This window comes from Acidovorax sp. NO-1, from assembly GCF_000238595.1.
In the GTDB taxonomy this organism is placed as follows: domain Bacteria; phylum Pseudomonadota; class Gammaproteobacteria; order Burkholderiales; family Burkholderiaceae_C; genus Acidovorax.
The window spans coordinates 44,127-62,523 of the sequence record NZ_AGTS01000075.1 but is presented as its reverse complement, the minus strand read 5'-3'; the positions used below and the strand labels follow the sequence as shown (position 1 = coordinate 62,523).

Here is an 18,397-nt window from a genome sequence, read left to right as displayed (position 1 = left end):
GGATCGGATGGCGAAAGATAGGGACGGCTCAGGGCCTGATCTGGCGGCTTGCGCACTGCAGGTGCTGGCGGCCACCACCGTGCCTGCAGCTGCCAGTGCAATACTGAGCAGCCTTGCCGAGTGTGGACTGCACGCCGATGCGGTGCTCTGGCAGACTGGGGATCATGTGGCATGCGAGCCCACCACGGCGGTATTGCCATTGCCGCTCCCGTCCACGCTGGCCGCGCTGCTCCAGGCGCAAGGAGTGTCTTGCCACGTTTTGCACTCTGACGCCGATGGCCCGCAGGCCGTGCTGGTGGCGGCGCCAGACTCGCTCAGCCAGATCAGCCCAGCGGCGGCAGGTGTATTGCGCCTGTGCACACAGCGGCTGGCAGAGCTGCTGACGCTGCAAAACCTGCAGGCCTCGGTGCAGCACCTGGAGCAGTCGCGCCAGTTGCAGCAGGCGCTGTTTGCCATGGCGGACCTCGCCTCTTCCGATCAGGACATGGACAGCATGCTGCGCGGCCTGCACGACATCATCGGCAGGCTGATGTATGCCCGCAACTTCTTCATTGCGCTGTATGAGCCGCAGCGTGACAGCCTGCGTTTCATCTATTTTGCGGACGAGGTGGACGAGGGCATGTACGACCCCGAGCGGGAGATTCCCGCTGCCGATCTCAAGGAAAGTTTCACCTTGGCCATCATCCGGCAGGCGCGCTCCGTGCGCGGCCCGGCATGGGAGGTGGCACGCCAGCTCGGTATCGTGCGGGGCCCCGTGGTCGGCACACCGTCGGTGGACTTCATGGGGGTTCCCATGCGCCGGGGCGCAGAGGTGCTGGGCGCCATTGCGGTGCAAAGCTACCGCGAAGGGCTGGGTTATACCGAATCGGACAGCGCGGTGCTGGGCTTTGTGGCCGAACATGTGCTGACCGCGCTGGAGCGCAAACACGGGCGTCAGGCCCTGGAGCGGCGTGTGCAGGAACGCACGCGCGAACTTGCTTTTGCCAACCAGCAACTGCAGGCGCAGGTGGCCGAGCGCGAGCGTGCCGCCCACCTGCAGGCCACGCTGTACCGCATCGCCGCACTGGCCAATGGCCAGGAAAGTGATGACCAGTTCTACCGCAGCCTGCACGCGGCCGTGGGCGAGCTGATCAACGCCGAGAATTTCTACATTGCCCTGGTGTCGGACGACGGCAGCACCCTGCACTTTCCCTACTGCGTGGATGTGGCGGGCGAGGGCGGGAAGACCCGCCCCATGGCGCGCGGCCTGAGCGAATACGTCATGCGCCAGGGGCAAACCCAGCTGGTGGACACGGGCCGGCTTGAGCAGCTGCGCGCAAGCGGTGAGGTGGCGATCCAGTCGCAAACAGGTACAACGGCCACGGTGTGCTGGCTGGGCGCGCCCCTGCTGGGTGCCCAGGGCGTGATGGGCGTGGTCACGGTGCAAAGCTACCGCCCCGACCTGATGTTTGGGGAGCAGGATGCCGCGTTGCTGACCTTTGTGTCGCACCAGATCGCCACCAGCGTGCAGCGCCGCCAGCAGGCGGAGGCCCTGCACGCGCTCAACAGCGAACTGGAGCAGCGGGTGCAGCAGCGCACCCAGGAGCTGCGCCAGGAAATTGCCATGCGCGAGCAGGTCGAAGCGCGTCTGCAGCACGAGGTGATGCACGACCCCCTCACCGGCCTGCCCAACCGGGTGTATCTGCGCGACCGGCTGGAGCGGGCGCTGGCCACCCACCGGCGCGATCCGCAACGCGGCTTTGCGCTGCTGTACCTGGACGTGGACCGATTCAAGCTGTTCAACGACAGCCTGGGCCACCAGGCTGGCGACATCGTGTTGCGCGAGGTGGCGCGCCGCCTGCTGCAGTGCGTGCGCACCCCCGACGTGGCCGCCCGCCTGTCGGGCGACGAGTTCGCCATTCTTCTGGAGGACGGCCCGCAGCCGGCCACGGCCTGCAAGATCGCGCAGCGCATCCAGACCTGCATGCAGGAGATGGTGCAGGTGGGCGATCGTGCCCTGCGCCTGTCGGTCAGCATCGGCATCGCAGTGGGCAAGACGCACCACAAGACCATCGACGAGCTGCTGCACGACGCCGATGTGGCGCTGTACCGCGCCAAGGAGGGCGGGCGCCAGCGGTTTGTGCTGTTTGATGACCGCGAGCAGCGCGCTGCGATGGACGTGCTGCAGGTGGAGCAGGAGCTGCGCGATGCGCTGCAGACCGCGCAGATCGTGCCGCATTTCCAGCCCATCGTGCGCCTGGCAGATGGTCAGGTGGTGGGCTATGAGACGCTGGTGCGGTGGCAACATCCGGTGCGGGGCTTGCTGGCCCCGGGCGACTTCCTGCCGATTGCCGAGCAGACCGGGCTCATCGAATCAGTGGACTGGCATCTGTACGGCCTGGCCTGCGAGGCCGGTGCACCCCTGGTGCACGAAGGGGGCTTCCTGACCCTGAACGTATCGGCGCGCCACTTTGCCAATGGCGACTTCGACCGGTCGCTCCTGGCGCTGTTGCGGCGCACGGGTTTTGATCCGGCCAGGCTGCACATCGAGGTGACCGAAAGCACGCTGCTGGGCGACCCCGCTGCCGTGGCTGCGATCCTGCAGCGCCTCAAGGACGCAGGTGTGGGCACGGCGCTGGATGACTTTGGCACCGGCTATTCATCACTGGGCCATGTGCACCGGTTCCCGCTGTCCATGATCAAGATCGACCGCTCTTTTACCGGCGAGCTGGACAAGGCCCAGCCGTCGCGCAGTGTGGCCATCATTGATGCGGTGCTCAGCCTGGGGCGGGCGCTCAACCTGGACGTTGTCGCCGAGGGCGTGGAGACCGATGCCCAGCGCCAGGTGCTCCTGGCCATGGGCTGCGTATACGGCCAGGGGTACCACTTCGGCCGCCCCGCGCCGGCGGCGCACTGGTTCAGTTGAAAGGACTGACCCGCACACGCGCCGCACCGCGTGAAGGGCGGACGCCTCGTCACAGGCGCATGCTGCCCGTTTCCACATAGCGCTGGTGCCACGACAGCGCCTCGTTCAGCAGGTGCGGCGTGTGCTGGCCCACCGCGCCGCGTTTTGCGCGGGCCACGTAGTCGTGCAGCTCGGGCCGGAAGTCCGGGTGCGCGCAGCGTTCGATGATGATCTCGGCGCGCTGCGAGGGCGAATGGCCGCGCAGGTCGGCCAGGCCTTGCTCGGTGACGAGGATCTGCACATCGTGCTCGGTGTGGTCCACATGCGAGGCCATGGGAACGATGCACGAAATGGCGCCGTTCTTGGCCAGCGACGGCGTCATGAAGATCGACAGGTAGGCATTGCGCGCAAAGTCGCCCGATCCGCCGATGCCGTTCATGATGGCCGAGCCCATGATGTGCGTGGAATTCACGTTGCCGTAGATGTCGACCTCGATCATCCCGTTCATCGCGATCAGGCCCATGCGCCGGATCAGCTCGGGGTGGTTGCTGATCTCCTGCGGGCGCAGCACGATGCGCTCTTTGTAGAAGTCGATGCGCTCGTTGAAGTCCTGCATCGCCGCGGGGCTCAGCGACAGGGCGGTGGCCGAGGCGCTGGCCAGCGTGCCCGAGCGCAGCATGTCCAGCATGCCGTCCTGCAGCACCTCGGTGTAGGCCGTGAGATTCTCGAACGGCCCGTTGTTCAGCCCTGCCAGCACCGCATTGGCGATGTTGCCCACGCCCGACTGCAGCGGCAGCAGGTCTTTGGGCAGGCGGCCCTTCGTTACCTCGTGCTGCAGGAACTCGATGATGTGGCCCGCGATGCGGTTGGAGGTGTCGTCGGGCGCGGCGTACACACTGTTGCGGTCGGGCTGGTTGGTCATCACCACGGCCATCACCTTGCTCGGGTCGCAGTGCAGGTAGGGCTCGCCAATGCGCTGGTTGGGCTCCGTCATCGGGATGGGCTTGCGGTGGGGGGGCACGTCGGTGCCGTAATAGATGTCGTGCATGCCCTCCAGGCCCGGGTTGTGCCAGGCGTTGACTTCCAGGATCACCTTGTCGGCCTGGTCCAGCCAGGTCTTGTTGTTGCCCACCGAGGACGAGGGGATCAGCCGCCCGTCGGGCAGCACGCCCGCCACCTCGACCACGGCCACGTCGAGCTTGCCCAGAAAACCGAACCACACAAACTGCGCCACATGCGACAGGTGAATGTCCACATACTGCATGTGCCCCGCATTGATCTGGCGGCGCACCGTGGGGTCGGACTGGTAGGGCAGGCGCATTTCGATGCCGTCCACCTGCGCCAAGGCGCCGTCCAGCTCGGGCGCGGTGCTGGCGCCTGTCCACAGCCCGATCTTGAAGCCCTTGCCCTGGGCGTTGAGGCTCTCGATGCGGCGGGCCAGCGCTCCGGGGACGGCCTTGGGGTAGCCCGCGCCGGTGAAGCCGCTCATGCCGACATGGGCTCCGGCAGGGATCAGCGCCGCGGCCTCGTCGGCGGACATGGTGCGGGAAAGAAAGTCTGGGTACAGCACCCGATCGGCGAAAGACATAGGCGCGCGCGCTCCGTGGGGTTCGTTCAGCAAAGCCTCCATCGTAACAAGCCGCCCTGGCCCACTACGGGTTTACCCTGAAATCATGCGGTGCCCGGCTCTGCCTGAGAAGCGCAGCCCCGGTGCGTGGCCACCGCACGCAGGGCGCCGATGACCCCTGGCCGCTGCGGGTTAGCATCGGCGCCCATGACCTCTGCCCCGTCCTGCCCCTCCTGCCGCCAGCCCATGCAGATCCACCGGTTCACCAGCAACCAGGGCGAACCGCTGGAGCTGGACATCTGCTTTGCCTGCCAAGGCCTGTGGTTTGACCGGCACGAGAACCTCAAGCTTTCACCCGCATCGGTGGTGGAGCTGTTCCGCGTGCTGCACGAACACCGCACCGACCAGCACCAGCCACTGGCCGACCCCATGGCCTGCCCGCGCTGCAACACCACGCTGGCCAAGGGCTTTGACGTGGTGCGCAGCGGGCGCTACATGATCTACCGGTGCGGGCGCCAGCACGGACGTTTCAGCGCCTTCTCGTCCTTCATGGTCGAAAAGGGCTTTGTGCGCCACATGACGCGCCCCGAGATCGACGACCTCGCCCAGCGCGTGGGCGCCATCTACTGCACCAGCTGCGGCGCGCCGGTGGACATCCGCAAAGACCACGCCTGCCCCTACTGCCGCGCCGCGTTTTCGCTCATCGACCCGCAGGCCGTGGTGCGCGCAATGGAGGGCTACGCGCAGGCCAGCACCCGCGCGCACGCTGGCACGCCATCGTCGCCCTCCGTCGATATTGGCGACGCCCTGGTGGCGCTGGAGCGCGACCGCACGCGGGCAGAGCGCGAGCGGCATAAAAATGCGTTCGGCCACACTGCCAGCGCTGCGGATGCCGGGTTCACGGGCGACCTGCTGGCGGCGGGGGTGGAGATGGTCTGGGCGTTGATCAAAACCAGAAGCCACTGAGAGGCTAGCGTCTCAGCCTCCGGGGTCGCTCGCGCTGCAGTAGATCGCCGCGCGGGCCGCGCCATACATGATTGCCGGGCGCGGAAATTGCCCACGCGCGGGGCGATGGCGTCCACAATGGGGCAGGCCTGTGCCCAGGGCCACCCGCATCCCACCCACCGTGGCGCCTTCTCGCCACCCGAGGAGAGCCCCATGCCTCAGCCGCCGCCCCCGAGCCGACGCCGCCCCGCCCACCCGCAGCGCGCACGGGCCACCCCCGCGCAACACGGTGACTGCGGCACCGACCAACCCTGCCTGCTGGAGCGCGCCCAGCTCCACGCGGTACCCAGCACCCTGCTCATCCCCCTGGCCGCCCGCGCGCATGGCGGGCGGTACTTTGCCTGGCTGGCTTGCCAGGACGCGGTGGCCACCCGCCTGCTGGCCGGGCTGGGGGCCAACGTCAATGCGTACCTGGACGACCTGCCCACCGTGCTCAACGTGCTGTGGCGCACGCGCGCCATCAAGGAGGCCGGGCGTGCCTTCTTTGCAGAGCACCCGCAGGCACTGGGCGTCAACCTGGGCTGTGGGCTGACGCACTATTTTCAGTGGCTCGACACGGGCGCCAACCGTTGGCTCGATGCCGACCTGCCCGAGGTGATGGCGCTGCGCGAGCAGCTGCTGCCACTGCACTGCCCGCGTGCGCAGCAGGCGCGCGTGGATCTGGCGCAGCCCGGCTGGTGGAAGCGGCTGGGGCTGCCCGGCAAAGCCGGCACGCACCCGGTGCTGCTGGTGTGCGAGGGCGTATTGATGTACCTGCAGCCCGGGCAGGTGCAGGCCGTGCTGGCAGAGTTTGCGCAGTGCGCGCCGCCGGGCTCGCGCATGGTGCTGGACGTGCTCACCCGCCAGGCCGTGGGGCATGCAGCCACCCACCCCAGCGTGGGGCGCACGGGCGCAGAATTCTGCTGGGGCGTGGGCCGCATGGCCGAGCTGGAACAGGTGCACCCGCGCCTGACGCTGCTGCGCGAGCAGAGCGTGGCGGAGTGCTACGGCTGGACAGGCATTGCGCTGGACATGCTGTGGCGCCCCTGGCTGGGCGCGCCGCTTTATGGCATGGCCACACTCGGGGTGGACGCCGACCGCTGAAACCGCGGAAATCCTCCGGCGACCACGGCCCCTGTGGTCGCTACGGCGCCAGCCACCGCGCCCAGGCCGGCGGGCGCCCTGTCAGCTGCCCCACGATGGCGGCCTGCAGCGGCGGCAGGCGCCGCGCGCCCTGCAGCACCCACTGGCGCAGCAGGCGCGGCACGGGGCGCGGGTCGGTGTACAGCCGCACGATGGCGTTGGTGCCCTGGTAGATGGGCCAGGCGTGGCGGTGGTGGGCGCGGGCATACGCGGCCAGCGCGTCGGCGCTGCCGATGTCCTGCCCGCGCTGGCGGGCGTCCACCAGGGCGGCGGTCAGCCGCTCCACCCCCGCCAGGCCCAGGTTGTAGCCATGGGCCGTCACCGGGTGCATGCCCACGGCGGCATCGCCCAGCAGGGCGCAGCGCGGGCCGGCAAATCGCTGGGCATACACGGCGACCAGCGGGTAGGCGTGGCGCTCGCCCTCCAGCTGCATGGGCCCCAGCCGTGCGCCGAACTGGGCCTGCACCTGCGCCGCAAAGGCCTCGGGGCTGAGCGCCATCAGCGCGGCGGCGTCGGCGGCAGCGGCCGTGACCACCACCGAGCACAAGGGGTGCCCGCCCACCGGGTCGTCGGGCAGGGGCAGCACGGCCAGCGTGCGTTCGTAGCCAAAACACTCATGCGCCACACCGCCATGGGGCAGGGTGTGGCGCATGCGGCAGACGATGACCGTGCGGCCAAAGTCGGTCATCTGCGCGCCCATGCCCAGCTGGCGGCGCGTGGCAGAGAAGCGGCTGTCCGCCGCCACCAGCAGCGGGGCACACAGGCGCCGGGGCGCGGCGGCGCTGTCGTCGGCCGCCACGTAATCCAACTCGGCCTGCGCACCCAGCGTGGCTACGCGGGTAACCTGGGCGCGGGTAATGATGCGCACGCCCGGCGTGCGGGCTGCCACCGCGTAGGCACTGCGGCGCAGTGCGTGGTTGGGCACGATGAAGCCCAGCGCGCCGGGCGCCGTTTCCGCCGCGCCACCGTGGGAGCCGCTGGCCGCGTCCAGCTGCAGCGCACTGTGGTGGCCCAGCGGGCCGTCGTGCACCTGGGCCTGGGCGATCTGGCCCACCTCGTGGTGGGCCAGGTGCGCCCAGGTGCCCAGCCGCTGCAGCGTGGCGCGGCTGGGGTGGGTCAGCGCAATCTCGCGCCCGTCCGGTGCGGGCTGCGCCAGTGCGGTGTCGGCCTGCTGCTCCACCACCGTGGCGGTGAAACCGGCCTGCGCCAGGGAAATGACCAGCGACAGGCCTGCCGGGCCGGCGCCGACGATGAGAACGTCGCTGTGAGGGGTCATGGCAAGAACAACGCAATGGCGGAGCGTGCCATTGTGGGCGGGCGCACTGGCGCGGGTTTTGCCCTGCGTCAACCGGCAATGCCTTGGGGAATTTTGCTATCAATAAAAGAGCTTTTGGCGCTTGATGGAAAAGCGCTGGAGGCCAAAAACACTTGAATTCCTGGCAGTGGCCAGCGCAGTGCCAGTTTCTCAGGCCCTGGCTGTCTTGCGCGGGGCCTTGGCGGCCTTCCTGCGTGCGGGGGACGACTTCCGGGGCCCGCGCAGATGCAGCGCCCAGGTCACCACCAGCCACAGGTACGACAGCGGCACGCCGCACGCCGCCACCCAGGCCAGCGAACCCGGCGCCGCCGTCAGGGAGCGCGGGTTGGCGATGGTCATGAGAAGCTGCAGCGTGCCCGTGCCCAGCACCGGGTTGGCCTGCGCGCTGCCCGAGCGCGCCATGCGTGCGGCCATGAAGATGAAGAACTCCATCAGCAGCGCGCCCACCACAAAACACGCCAGCAGCACCAGAAGATGGCCCAGGGCCCGCCGGTCGCCCTTGACCAGAAAGTACAGGGCCGACACCAGCGCCAGCGCGGGCAGCAGCCAGACCAGTGCGGGCCAGGCGGAGATGAGCATGTGCATGGGAGGGTCTGACGTCGCAGCAGGTGAAGAAAAGGCACCGCGCGCCGGTGGCGCACGGCGGGTGTGGCTGCGGATGATAGACGCTGCGGCTGGCAACCCGGCCAGCGCGGGAGCGCGTTGTTTCCGGGATCGAAACGCACTATGCTTTTAATAGCTGCCAGCGCTTGCTGGTAAAGCGCCAGGGGCCTGAAACACTTCAAACCTTGGCACACACCCCTTGCCACCTTCACGGCGCCCGTCGGGTGGGGGCGTTGGGTGCCTCGCTGCCGGGGCTTGCCACCATCTCGCGCATGCGCCGCCGCAGTGCGCGGTCCCGGCGTTCATCGGCTTCCCAGTCGGCCTTCACGCCGCGCCACAGTGCCAGCGCCATCAGCAGGATGACGCCGGTGAACGGCAGCGCGAACACGATGGTGGCGGTCTGCACCGCCTTCACGCCGCCCGCCAGCAGCAGGCTGATGGCAATGCCGGACACCAGCACGCCCCAGATGATCTTGACGCGGGCCGACGGGTTCTCCTGCCCGCCGGTGCTCATCATGCCCAGCACCAGCGTGGCCGAGTCGCCCGATGTGACAAAGAACACCAGCACCAGCAGCGTGGCCACAAACGACATCACGGCGCCCCAGGGCAGGGCGTTGAACATGGCAAACAGCGCGGTCGATACATCGGCCTTGACGGCTTCGGCCAGCGGGATGCCCTGCATGATCTCCATGTGCAGCGCCGTGCCGCCAAACACCGAGAACCACACAAACGCCGCCAGCGTGGGCGCCAGCACGGTGCCCAGAATGAATTCGCGGATGGTGCGCCCGCGCGATACGCGTGCAATGAACAGGCCCACAAACGGCGACCAGCTCACCCACCAGGCCCAGTAAAACACCGTCCAGCCGCCCACCCAGCCGCTGTCGCGAAAGGGCGTCATGCGCAGGCTCATGCGCACAAACTCGGTGAGGTAGCTGCCCAGCGTGTTGGTGAAGGTGTCAATGATGGCCACCGTGGGCCCCAGCACAAACACCGCCAGCGCCAAGAGCGACGCCACCACCAGATTGATGCTGGACAGCCACTTGATGCCGCGTGTCACGCCCGTCACCGCCGACGCCAGAAACAGCACCGTGGTCACTACGATGATGCCCACCTGCGACGCGGCCCCCACCGGCAGCCCGAACGCGCCGTGCAGCCCGCTATTGATCTGCAGCGCCCCCATGCCCAGCGACGCGGCCACGCCAAACGCGGTGGCGATCACCGCCAGGATGTTGACCAGCGGGCCAATGCGCTGCAGCGGCGCCCAGGGCAGGGCCATGACCGCGGTGCTGACCAGCGCCGAGCCGCCCTTGCGGAACTGAAAGAACGCAATCGCCAGCGCCACGATGCTGTACACCGCCCAGGGGTGCAGCCCCCAGTGGAAGAAGCTGTAGCGCATGGCCGCGTTGGCCGCTTCGGGCGTGTGGGCTGCAATGCCCGGCGGTGGCGCACCGTAGTGCGAGATGGGCTCCGCCACGCCCCAGAACACCAGGCCAATGCCCATGCCTGCCGCAAACAGCATGGCAAACCAGGCGCCGATGGAGAACTCGGGCTCGTCGTCCTCCTGGCCCAGCTTCAGGTCGCCATAGCGGCTGAAGGCCAGCACCAGCGCCATCACCACCAGCCCCAGCACCACCCACAGGTAGAACCAGCCAAAGTTGCGCGTGATGGCCGCCAGGGCCGTGTCGAACACGGCGCCCAGCGAATCGGGCGCAAGCACCCCCCAGAGCACGATGGCGAGGATCAGCCCCGCCGAGATGAGAAGTTCCATGGATCACCTTTCTTCTGCTGCTTGATCGACCAGGAGATGCGCAGGCCCCGCCGCCCGCCGCGCAGGGCCCGGGGCGCAGCGTGCCACGGGGGCCGGATCGACGCAGTGGGGGCTCGGAACGCCAGCAAGGCGGGACGGGGCGGATGCCGACTTCGGCGGCAACTGCACAGCTCCGGAGTGAAAGCGGGCCGTGTCGCAAGGATAGTGCGAGGACGCGGCCCGGCGCCGATGCGCGCTTGGGGACCAGCGGCGCGGCAAGGCAGGGCATTGGCGCGCCCCGCCGTGTGCGGGGCTCAGGGCCCCGGCGGGGCGTGCGCCAATGAAGAGGGGGGCGAGTGTAGACAACAGGCGCGCTGCGACGCGGGCAATACCGCAGTCAAGCGCAGGGACGTTGGGCCCGTCAGCGGGCGGCGGCCGCCGGGGCCGCTGCGGACGCCACGCCGTCGGCCACAAAACCGGCCACCGCGTGCAGCACCTCGGCCTGCTGCAGGATCTTGCGGTGGCCCAGGCCTTCGGTGGCCAGCAGCGTGGCGCCGGCAATGTGGTCGCGGTAGGACTCCCCATCGGCAAAGCGGTTGATGCGGTCACCCCGGTCGTGCACCACCAGCGTGGGCAATGCAATGCGTGGGCCCACGGCCGGGGGCTCGAACTGGCGCATCAGGATGCCCTCCCGCGCCTCGATGCGCCGCTGCATCGCCGCGCGCGTGCGCTCGGTCAGCCCGAACACCTGCGCAAACAGCCGCGTGTATTCGTGCGGAGATGCGGGCGGTGCCAGCAGCACCAGCCGCCCCGTGGCCAGGCCCCGGCTGGCGGCGTGCGCAGCGGCGTTGGCGGCCAGCGAATGCGCCACCACGGCAGCGGGCGCCAATGCCTGCGTATGCAGGCGGGCGGTGGCGTATTCGATGGCGCGGGCGAACTGCGGCAGGTTGCTGACCCGGCCGCGGCTGCCGCCGTGCGCGGGCAAATCCAGCAGCACCGGGCGCAGGCCGCGCGCGGCCAGGGCCTGGGCCAGCGGCAGCATCTGGCGCGCATGGCCGCCCCAGCCGTGCAGCAGCAGAACGGCAGGGCCGTGGGGTTGGGCTCGCGGGGTGTAGACGGTGATCTCGGCGTCTTCAAACGGCCAGCGCTCGGTGCGCCAGTCTGCGCCCGGCGCCGCGCTGCGCCCGGGCCGGCGCAGCGGAAGCGGCGTGCCGAACAGCCGGTAGGCCGCACGCACGGCCAGCGCAGGCCACAGCCGCTCGGTGGCGCCCAGGCCCGCGCGCAGCAGACGCATGGCGGGGTGCTCGCCGTAAAAGCTGGAGGTGGCCTGCAAGGCCGAGGCGGCAGACGGGGAGGGGGTGGAGGTCATGGTGGGGCTCCAAAAAAAAGGGGGAACAAGGCAGGCGCACGGGCAGGCCGCGCTCAGTAAAAGATCCAGTCGCGGTTGCTGCGCGGCAGCCGGGCCAGCGTGGCGCGCACCAGCTGCACCAGGCAGGCCAGGGCGGCCAGCCCGGCGACAGCGGTCACAGTCCAAAAAATCGGCAACATGGGGCTCTCCTTTCTTCGCACGGTTGTGCGAAATTTGGGTGAAGAAAAACGATGGCTATCGTTGTGGGGAAGCAAAAGAAAAAGGGAGGTCAGCAGCGGCCTGCGCGACCGCGCTGGTCAGCGTTTCGGTGGTACGGCACCCAGCGCGGGTGCGGTTCAGCGAGCGGGGGCCGGGGTGTCGTTGGCATAACTTTTCAGCAGGCGCGCCCACGACGCCTCGGTGCGCGGCACGGCCTGCGGGTCGCGCAAAAAGCGCACGTCGTGCAGCAGGCCCATGATCATGGAATAGATCTCGCCCACCAACTGGTCGGGCGGTGTGCCGGCGGGCAGGTGCCCGGCATCGATGGCCTGGACCACCGTGCGGCGCAGCGCAGCGCGCCAGCGCGTGATCTCGCTGTGCAGCAGGTCGCGCAGCTCGCCCTCGCGGTCGTCCAGCTCGAAGGCGCCGGCCGTGTAGATGCAGCCGGTGAAGGCCTCCACATCGCGCGTGCGGGCGATCCAGCGCCGCACGATGTCGTTGAGCCGCGGCAGGCCCTTGGGCTGCTGCATGGCGGGCACGAACACATCGGCCAGAAAGCGCCGGCCAAACTCCTCGATCACCGCCTTCTGCAGCGCCTCGCGCGAGCCAGCACGCGAGAAGACGCCGCTCTTGGACAAGCCGACGCGGTCCGCCACCGCCTGCAGCGTGATCGACTCCAGCCCCTCGGCCGCAGCCAGGTCCAGCGCGGCGCCGACGATGGCGGCGCGGGTGAGTTCGGCCTTTTGGGTTTTCGCGTCCATCGGCGCAATTTAGCACAATCGTGCGAAACAGTGCAACCCCGCTAGCGGGGTCAGGACCACAGAACACAAGCTCACGGTGCCGCGCGACCTGTCAAGCCCGCGACGCACCCGGCTGGCCCACCCGCCGCCCGGCTGGTACGCTGCGTCGCCATGGAGACAACAGCACACACCACCCCGCCCTTCATTCCCCAGATCCGCCTGTACCGGAACTGGCTGCGCGACCAGCGCGGCCTGCAGTTCGACAGCTACGACGCGCTCTGGCGCTGGTCCACCACCGATCTGGACGCCTTCTGGCAAAGCGTGTGGGACTATTTCGAGATCGAGTCGCCCACGCCCCACACGGCCGTGCTGGCCCACAACACCATGCCCGGTGCGCAGTGGTTTCCGGGCGCCCAGGTCAACTACGCGCGCCAGGTGTTGCGGCATGTGGATGCCGCGCACGCCGCGGACCTGCCCGCCATCATCAGCCGCAATGAAAAAGGTCAGCACCGCGAACTCTCCTGGCCCGAGCTGCGCCGCCAGGTCGCGTCGCTTGCGCTGCACCTCAAGGCCCAGGGCGTGCAGCCCGGCGACCGCGTGGCCGCCTACCTGCCCAACGTGCCCGAGGCCATGGTCGCCTTCCTGGCCACCGTGAGCATCGGCGGCGTGTGGAGCATCTGCGCGCCCGACATGGGCACGCACGCGGTGCTCGACCGCTTCCGCCAGATCGAACCCAAGGCGCTGATCAGCGTGGACGGCGTGACCTACGGCGGCCGCGACCACGACCGCACCGGCGTGCTGGCCGAGCTGCGCGCCGCGCTGCCCAGCGTGCAGCATGTGGTGCTGCTGGGCAACCTTGATGCTTCTGTTTTGATAGCTGGTTGCGCAACCTGGGCAAGCGCTACAGACCAAAATGATGCTCAAACCGCAGCGTTCGAGCCGATGTGGCTGCCGTTTGACCACCCGCTGTGGATCGTCTATTCCAGCGGCACTACCGGCCTGCCCAAGCCGATCGTGCACGGCCATGGCGGCACGGTGCTGGTGGCGCTGCAGCTCAAGGTGCTGCACAACGACATCGGCTGCAGCTACGCGCCCAACAGCTTTGGCGAGCGCTACCACTGGTACAGCTCCACCGGCTGGGTGATGTGGAACGCGCAGCTCAGCGGCCTGCTCTCGGGCACCACCTGCGTGATCTACGACGGCAACCCCAGCGGCAGCAAGGACCACCCGGACTGGGGCGTGCTGTGGCGCTTTGCGGCCGAAACGGGCGTGACCTTTTTCGGCGCTGGCGCGGCGTTTTTTGCGAACTGCATGAAGGCGGGCATCACGCTGGCCGACTACGGCGACCTGAGTCGGATCCGCGCGCTGGGCACCACGGGATCGCCGCTGTCGCCCGAGGTGCAGCAATGGGGCACGGCGCAGTTCGAGGCGCTGGGCACCCATGACATCTGGTGGAACAACATCTCCGGCGGCACCGATTTTTGCGGCGCCTTCATCGGCGGCAACCGCGAGATGCCGCAGGTGCCCGGCGAGATGCAGTGCCGCATGCTGGGCGCTGCCGTCGAGTCCTGGAACGCCGAAGGCCTGCCGGTGATGAGCGAGGTGGGCGAGCTGGTCTGCGCGCAACCCATTCCGTCGATGCCGCTCTACCTGTGGGGCGACAAGGACGGCAGCCGCTACCTGTCGAGCTACTTCGACATGTACCCCGCAGGCCACGGCCGACAGCCCGGCGGAGGCGACGGCCCCGCCAGCATGGGCGCGGTCTGGCGCCACGGCGACTGGCTCAAGATCGGCGCCAACGGCGGCTGCGTGATCTACGGCCGCAGCGACGCCACCATCAACCGCCACGGCCTGCGCATGGGCACGAGCGAGATCTACAGCGCGGTGGAATCACTGCCCGAAGTGCTCGACAGCCTGGTGGTGGACCTGGAATACCTGGGCCGCGAAAGCTACATGCCGCTGTTTGTGGTGCTGCGCCCTGGCAGCGTGCTGGACGACGCGCTGCGCGGGCGCATCAACGGCGCGGTGCGCACGGCGCTGAGCCCGCGGTTTGTGCCCGACGACATCTTTGCCGTGGCCGAGGTGCCCCGTACCCTGAGCGGCAAGAAGCAGGAGCTGCCCATCAAGAAGCTGCTGCTGGGCCAGCCCATCGAGAAGGTGGTGAACAAGGACGCCATGGCCAACCCGGCGTGCCTGGACTGGTACGTGGCGTTTGCGGCCCAGCGCCATGCCGCGGGCGGGGGCCAGCCCGGCTGAGCCCGACAGGCGGCCATCACCTACACGCAGGGGCCGCGTGTGGGGGCAGACTGTGCGCTGCTGCGCCCCGCCATAATGCGCGACCCCGCCACGCGCCCGCCCTGCAGGAGAGACTTGCCCATGACCACCCCTTCCCACCCCAAGCGTTTTTCGATGATCCGCGAGTTCCACCTGGCCGACTGGTTCACGCTGGGCAATGCCGTGTGCGGCGTGGGCGCGCTGTTCTCGACCATGACCTACCTGGAAACCAGCGACGTGCGGCACGTGTACTTTGCCTGCGCGCTGGTGCTGGCCGCGCTGATCTTCGATGTGTTCGACGGCCGCATTGCGCGCTGGCGCCAGAAGAGTTCGGCCATGGGCCGCGAACTCGATTCGCTGGCCGACGTGATCTCGTTCGGTGTGGGGCCCGCCATCATTGCCTACGGCTGCGGCATGCAGGGGCTGTACGACCGCATCGTGCTGGCCTACTTTGTGGCCTGCGGGGTGTCGCGCCTGGCGCGCTACAACGTCACCGCCGAAACGCTGTCGGGCGATGATGGCAAGGTCAAATACTTTGAGGGCACGCCCATCCCCACCTCCATCGTGCTGGTGGGGCTGATGGCGCTGGCGGCCTACCTGGGCGCTGTGCGCGAGAACCTGTGGTTTGGCCAGGTGATGCTGGGTGGTTTTGTGCTGCACCCGCTGGTGCTGGTGTTTGCGGTGTCGGGCTCGCTGATGATCAGCCGCATCAGGATTCCCAAGCTCTGAGGCGCCACCATGCCGCTGCAGAAGATCGCTGCGTTTTCCGATGGCCCCGTGGGCGGCAACCCCGCCGGGGTGTGGACAGGCGATGCCTTGCCGCCGCCTGCCGAGATGCAGCGCATCGCAGCCGGGGTGGGGTTTTCAGAAACCGCATTTGCCGCGCCGCAGGGCAGCGGCGGCTGGCGCGTGCGCTACTTCTCCCCTGAAACCGAGGTGCCCTTTTGCGGGCACGCCACCATTGCCCTGGGCGCAGCGCTGGCGCGGCGTGAGGGCGACGGGGTGTTTGACCTGGCGCTCTCCCACGCCCGCATCACGGTGGAAGGCCGCCGCAGCGGCGACCTGGTGCAGGCCGCACTGCAGTCGCCCCCCACACGCAGCGGGCCGCTGCCTGCCGGCCTGCTGGACAGCCTCCTCGCGCTGTTTGGCCTGGCACCTGCCGACCTTGACCCCCGCATCCCGCCTGCGCTCATCCACGGCGGTGCAGACCACGCCGTGCTGGCCTTGCACAGCCGCGCACGGCTGGCGGCCATGCACTACGCGCTGGACGCGGGCCGCACGCTGATGCTGGCATCCGGCCTGGTCACGGTGGTGCTGGTGGTGGTGGAGTCAGACCAGCTCTTTCACACGCGCAACGCATTTGCCTCGGGCGGGGTGCTGGAAGACCCCGCCACGGGCGCTGCCACGGCGGCGCTGGCGGGCTACCTGCGCGACCTGGGCTGGCCCCATGGCGGGGCCATCGACGTCGTGCAGGGCGAAGACATGGGCATGCGGTCACGCCTGCGGGCCGAGATCGGGCCGGTGCCCGGCAGCTCCATCCGTGTGTCGGGCACGGCGCGGTGGATGCGCAGCGATGAATAAATTGCTATAAATAAGATAGCTACTGGCGCTTGATGGGTAAGCGCTAGCCCCATTTTTAACCATTATTTCTGAATCAGCCCCCCGCTGCTGGCCGCCGGTTCACCAGCACGATGCCCGCCGCCACCAGTACCAGCGCGGCCACCAGCCCTGCGGTGATGGGCTCGCCCAGCCACCAGGCGCCAAACAGCAGCGCAAACACGGGGGTGAGAAACACAAACACCGAGATCTTCGTGGCCGGGTAATGCGCCAGCATCCACATCCACGCCAGGTAGCTCACAAACGCACCCACCAGCGCCTGCACCAGCAGCGAGCCCCAGGCAAATGCGCTGAACTGCCAGTTCCACGGCTCTCCCAGCGCCAGCGACAGCCACGGCAGCGCGACGGCGCTCACCCCCACCTGGTAGAGCAGCTGCTTGGCGGGCGCCACGCGCGCCAGCGGCGTGGTGCGGATGACCACCGTGGTCAGCGCCCACATCAGGCCCGCCGTCAGGCCCAGCAGATCACCCAGCCACGCCTGCGGCAGCGCCGCATTGGCGGGGCCCAGCAGCCCGTCGCCCAGGGCCAGGCCCACGCCCACAAAGGCGGCGGCCAGGCCCAGCCACTGCCAGCCCTTCAGGCCCTCGCCCGGGATGAAGCGCGGCAGCAGCACGGCCACCCAGAACGGCGCGGCATACAGAAACACCGTGAGCCGCGAGGCGGTGGTGTACTGCAGGCCCAGGTAGATGCAGGCAAATTCGCCGGCAAACAGCACGCCCGCCAGCAGCCCGGCGCGCAGGGCACCCGCGGGCTCCGCGGCGCTGGACAGCTGCACCCCGCGCCACATGCACCAGACCGCAACTGCCACCGTGGCCAGCGCAAACCGCACAAACGCCTGGAACACCGGCGCCACCTCGGCCACCGTGGCCTTGACCAGCACCTGCTGGAAACCCCAGAACATGCAGCAGGCCAGCAGCAGGGAAACGGCGAGGGAGTCGAGGTGGGTTTTGCGGGTGAAAGGCATCGGGCGATTATCAAAGGGCTTGCCGGTGGTGCGCGTCGCCTGCGCGGCCTCGATCGGCTTCGAGCGGCCCTGGTGCGGGGCTGTTGCAGGCCGCCTGTCCCGTGCGCCCGGCCCAAACAGGCGCTTACACGGGCCCACGGTACACTTTGCGCCTTCTGAAACCGCTTTCCGCGCCTTCTCTCCCCTACCCGCATTCATGGCCCTTACGACGGCGGCCCAGGCCCGCACCAGCTTTGACCTCAAAAGTGCCTCGCTGCCCGTAGTGGCCGTGGTGCTCAAAACCACCGACGCCGCGCAGTTCGCTGCCGATCTGGCCGAGCGTGTGGCCGATGCACCGGGCTTTTTTGACAGCGACCCCGTGCTGATCGACCTGGCTGCCGTGCGCGAGGCCGAGGCGCCCATCGACTTTGCCGCCATCGTGGCCGCGCTGCGCCGCCACAGCACGCTGCCCGTGGCCGTGCGCGGCGGCAGTACCGCGCAGATGGACGCGGCCCGTGCCGCCGGGCTGGCCCCGGCCCCCGACGCACCGCCCGCCCGCGCCGATGTGCCGCCCGCAGCCGCCGAGGTGCGCGAGGTGGTCCGCGAGGTCGAGGTGGAAGTGGTGCGCGAAGTGCCCGTGGCAGGCCCGGCCACCCTGGTGGTCGACAAGCCGCTGCGCTCCGGGCAGCAGGTGTATGCGCGGGGCGGCGACCTGGTGGTGATGGCCGTGGTGAGCTTTGGCGCCGAGGTCATTGCCGACGGCAACATCCATGTGTATGCCCCGCTGCGCGGCCGTGCCATTGCCGGCGCACGGGGCAACACCGAAGCCCGCATCTTTTCCACCTGCATGGAGCCGCAGCTGGTGTCCATTGCCGGCATTTACCGCACCACCGAAACCGCGCTGGCCGCCGAAGTGGCCGGCCAACCGGCGCAGGTGCGGCTGGAAGGCGAGAAGCTCATCATCGAGCCGCTGCGCAACCCTGTACGTATCAACCCCAGAGAGACTCAGTAAA

General features: G+C 68.9%; 16 protein-coding genes. 8 read left to right on the top strand and 8 right to left on the bottom strand.

The window, feature by feature from the left end; genetic code table 11:
- Positions 1 to 7 precede the first annotated feature (7 nt).
- Positions 8 to 2,905: an EAL domain-containing protein gene (locus KYG_RS09105; protein ID WP_008904592.1), complete on the top strand. Its 2,898-nt coding sequence runs from the start codon at positions 8 to 10 to the stop codon at positions 2,903 to 2,905.
- Between the two features lie 49 nt (positions 2,906 to 2,954).
- Here KYG_RS09105 and KYG_RS09100 read toward each other — a convergent pair whose 3' ends face one another.
- Positions 2,955 to 4,472 (bottom strand): acetyl-CoA hydrolase/transferase family protein, encoded by a 1,518-nt coding sequence (locus tag KYG_RS09100; RefSeq protein ID WP_008904591.1) that lies wholly within the window; start codon positions 4,470 to 4,472, stop codon positions 2,955 to 2,957.
- 186 nt (positions 4,473 to 4,658) lie between these two features.
- Between KYG_RS09100 and KYG_RS09095 the strand changes: the two genes are divergently transcribed.
- A complete protein-coding gene (locus KYG_RS09095) occupies positions 4,659 to 5,417 on the top strand; it encodes a zf-TFIIB domain-containing protein (RefSeq protein WP_034693882.1) in 759 nt (252 codons plus the stop codon).
- 192 nt (positions 5,418 to 5,609) lie between these two features.
- The gene (locus KYG_RS09090; protein ID WP_139019345.1) at positions 5,610 to 6,539 is read left to right on the top strand and encodes a class I SAM-dependent methyltransferase; all 930 of its coding nucleotides are present in this window, start codon (positions 5,610 to 5,612) and stop codon (positions 6,537 to 6,539) included.
- A 40-nt stretch (positions 6,540 to 6,579) separates the two neighbouring features.
- Here KYG_RS09090 and ubiM read toward each other — a convergent pair whose 3' ends face one another.
- Complete coding sequence (gene ubiM, locus KYG_RS09085; RefSeq protein ID WP_034693914.1) at positions 6,580 to 7,854, bottom strand: 5-demethoxyubiquinol-8 5-hydroxylase UbiM; 1,275 nt, start codon at positions 7,852 to 7,854, stop codon at positions 6,580 to 6,582.
- Between the two features lie 15 nt (positions 7,855 to 7,869).
- Between ubiM and KYG_RS24665 the strand changes: the two genes are divergently transcribed.
- Positions 7,870 to 8,010, top strand: a complete 141-nt coding sequence (locus KYG_RS24665) for a hypothetical protein (RefSeq protein WP_160165342.1) — start codon at positions 7,870 to 7,872, stop codon at positions 8,008 to 8,010.
- Between the two features lie 33 nt (positions 8,011 to 8,043).
- On the opposite strand, the gene KYG_RS09080 is transcribed toward KYG_RS24665, so the two are convergent.
- From KYG_RS09080 to KYG_RS09065, 5 genes are all read right to left on the bottom strand, one after another.
- Entirely contained in the window at positions 8,044 to 8,478 is a 435-nt protein-coding gene (locus KYG_RS09080; protein WP_008904586.1) for a hypothetical protein, read from the bottom strand.
- A gap of 226 nt (positions 8,479 to 8,704) precedes the next feature.
- Positions 8,705 to 10,264 carry a BCCT family transporter gene (locus tag KYG_RS09075; protein ID WP_008904585.1) on the bottom strand — a complete coding sequence of 520 codons (1,560 nt, stop codon included), beginning with the start codon at positions 10,262 to 10,264 and terminating at the stop codon, positions 8,705 to 8,707.
- A 400-nt stretch (positions 10,265 to 10,664) separates the two neighbouring features.
- On the bottom strand, positions 10,665 to 11,612 hold the full coding sequence (locus KYG_RS09070; protein WP_008904584.1) for an alpha/beta fold hydrolase: 948 nt from the start codon (positions 11,610 to 11,612) through the stop codon (positions 10,665 to 10,667).
- Between the two features lie 53 nt (positions 11,613 to 11,665).
- A complete protein-coding gene (locus tag KYG_RS25350; protein WP_008904583.1) occupies positions 11,666 to 11,791 on the bottom strand; it encodes a hypothetical protein in 126 nt (41 codons plus the stop codon).
- A 156-nt stretch (positions 11,792 to 11,947) separates the two neighbouring features.
- Positions 11,948 to 12,571, bottom strand: a complete 624-nt coding sequence (locus KYG_RS09065; RefSeq protein ID WP_008904582.1) for a TetR/AcrR family transcriptional regulator — start codon at positions 12,569 to 12,571, stop codon at positions 11,948 to 11,950.
- A 150-nt stretch (positions 12,572 to 12,721) separates the two neighbouring features.
- Between KYG_RS09065 and KYG_RS09060 the strand changes: the two genes are divergently transcribed.
- The 3 genes from KYG_RS09060 (at position 12,722) to KYG_RS09050 (ending at position 16,405) form a co-directional block, all read left to right on the top strand.
- Complete coding sequence (locus KYG_RS09060) at positions 12,722 to 14,806, top strand: acetoacetate--CoA ligase (RefSeq protein ID WP_008904581.1); 2,085 nt, start codon at positions 12,722 to 12,724, stop codon at positions 14,804 to 14,806.
- Between the two features lie 120 nt (positions 14,807 to 14,926).
- Complete coding sequence (pssA, locus tag KYG_RS09055) at positions 14,927 to 15,553, top strand: CDP-diacylglycerol--serine O-phosphatidyltransferase (RefSeq protein WP_008904580.1); 627 nt, start codon at positions 14,927 to 14,929, stop codon at positions 15,551 to 15,553.
- Between the two features lie 9 nt (positions 15,554 to 15,562).
- Entirely contained in the window at positions 15,563 to 16,405 is an 843-nt protein-coding gene (locus KYG_RS09050; protein WP_008904579.1) for a PhzF family phenazine biosynthesis protein, read from the top strand.
- 73 nt (positions 16,406 to 16,478) lie between these two features.
- Here KYG_RS09050 and KYG_RS09045 read toward each other — a convergent pair whose 3' ends face one another.
- Positions 16,479 to 17,405, bottom strand: coding sequence for a DMT family transporter (locus KYG_RS09045; protein WP_008904578.1), 927 nt, complete (start codon positions 17,403 to 17,405; stop codon positions 16,479 to 16,481).
- A 196-nt stretch (positions 17,406 to 17,601) separates the two neighbouring features.
- Here KYG_RS09045 and minC point away from each other — a divergent pair, with 196 nt between their 5' ends.
- Positions 17,602 to 18,396 carry a septum site-determining protein MinC gene (gene minC, locus KYG_RS09040; protein WP_008904577.1) on the top strand — a complete coding sequence of 265 codons (795 nt, stop codon included), beginning with the start codon at positions 17,602 to 17,604 and terminating at the stop codon, positions 18,394 to 18,396.
- The last annotated feature ends 1 nt before the right edge of the window (position 18,397 follow it).

Bases quoted from the DNA above. Each gene is read 5' to 3' on its own strand.
- KYG_RS09070 (WP_008904584.1), bottom strand. From the start codon at position 11,612: ATGACCTCCACCCCCTCCCCGTCTGCCGCCTCGGCCTTGCAGGCCACC.
- KYG_RS24665 (WP_160165342.1), top strand. From the start codon at position 7,870: ATGGCGGAGCGTGCCATTGTGGGCGGGCGCACTGGCGCGGGTTTTGCC.
- KYG_RS09090 (WP_139019345.1), top strand. From the start codon at position 5,610: ATGCCTCAGCCGCCGCCCCCGAGCCGACGCCGCCCCGCCCACCCGCAG.
- KYG_RS09095 (WP_034693882.1), top strand. From the start codon at position 4,659: ATGACCTCTGCCCCGTCCTGCCCCTCCTGCCGCCAGCCCATGCAGATC.
- KYG_RS09080 (WP_008904586.1), bottom strand. From the start codon at position 8,478: ATGCACATGCTCATCTCCGCCTGGCCCGCACTGGTCTGGCTGCTGCCC.
- KYG_RS25350 (WP_008904583.1), bottom strand. From the start codon at position 11,791: ATGTTGCCGATTTTTTGGACTGTGACCGCTGTCGCCGGGCTGGCCGCC.
- ubiM (WP_034693914.1), bottom strand. From the start codon at position 7,854: ATGACCCCTCACAGCGACGTTCTCATCGTCGGCGCCGGCCCGGCAGGC.
- KYG_RS09105 (WP_008904592.1), top strand. From the start codon at position 8: ATGGCGAAAGATAGGGACGGCTCAGGGCCTGATCTGGCGGCTTGCGCA.
- minC (WP_008904577.1), top strand. From the start codon at position 17,602: ATGGCCCTTACGACGGCGGCCCAGGCCCGCACCAGCTTTGACCTCAAA.
- pssA (WP_008904580.1), top strand. From the start codon at position 14,927: ATGACCACCCCTTCCCACCCCAAGCGTTTTTCGATGATCCGCGAGTTC.
- KYG_RS09060 (WP_008904581.1), top strand. From the start codon at position 12,722: ATGGAGACAACAGCACACACCACCCCGCCCTTCATTCCCCAGATCCGC.
- KYG_RS09075 (WP_008904585.1), bottom strand. From the start codon at position 10,264: ATGGAACTTCTCATCTCGGCGGGGCTGATCCTCGCCATCGTGCTCTGG.
- KYG_RS09050 (WP_008904579.1), top strand. From the start codon at position 15,563: ATGCCGCTGCAGAAGATCGCTGCGTTTTCCGATGGCCCCGTGGGCGGC.
- KYG_RS09100 (WP_008904591.1), bottom strand. From the start codon at position 4,472: ATGTCTTTCGCCGATCGGGTGCTGTACCCAGACTTTCTTTCCCGCACC.
- KYG_RS09045 (WP_008904578.1), bottom strand. From the start codon at position 17,405: ATGCCTTTCACCCGCAAAACCCACCTCGACTCCCTCGCCGTTTCCCTG.
- KYG_RS09065 (WP_008904582.1), bottom strand. From the start codon at position 12,571: ATGGACGCGAAAACCCAAAAGGCCGAACTCACCCGCGCCGCCATCGTC.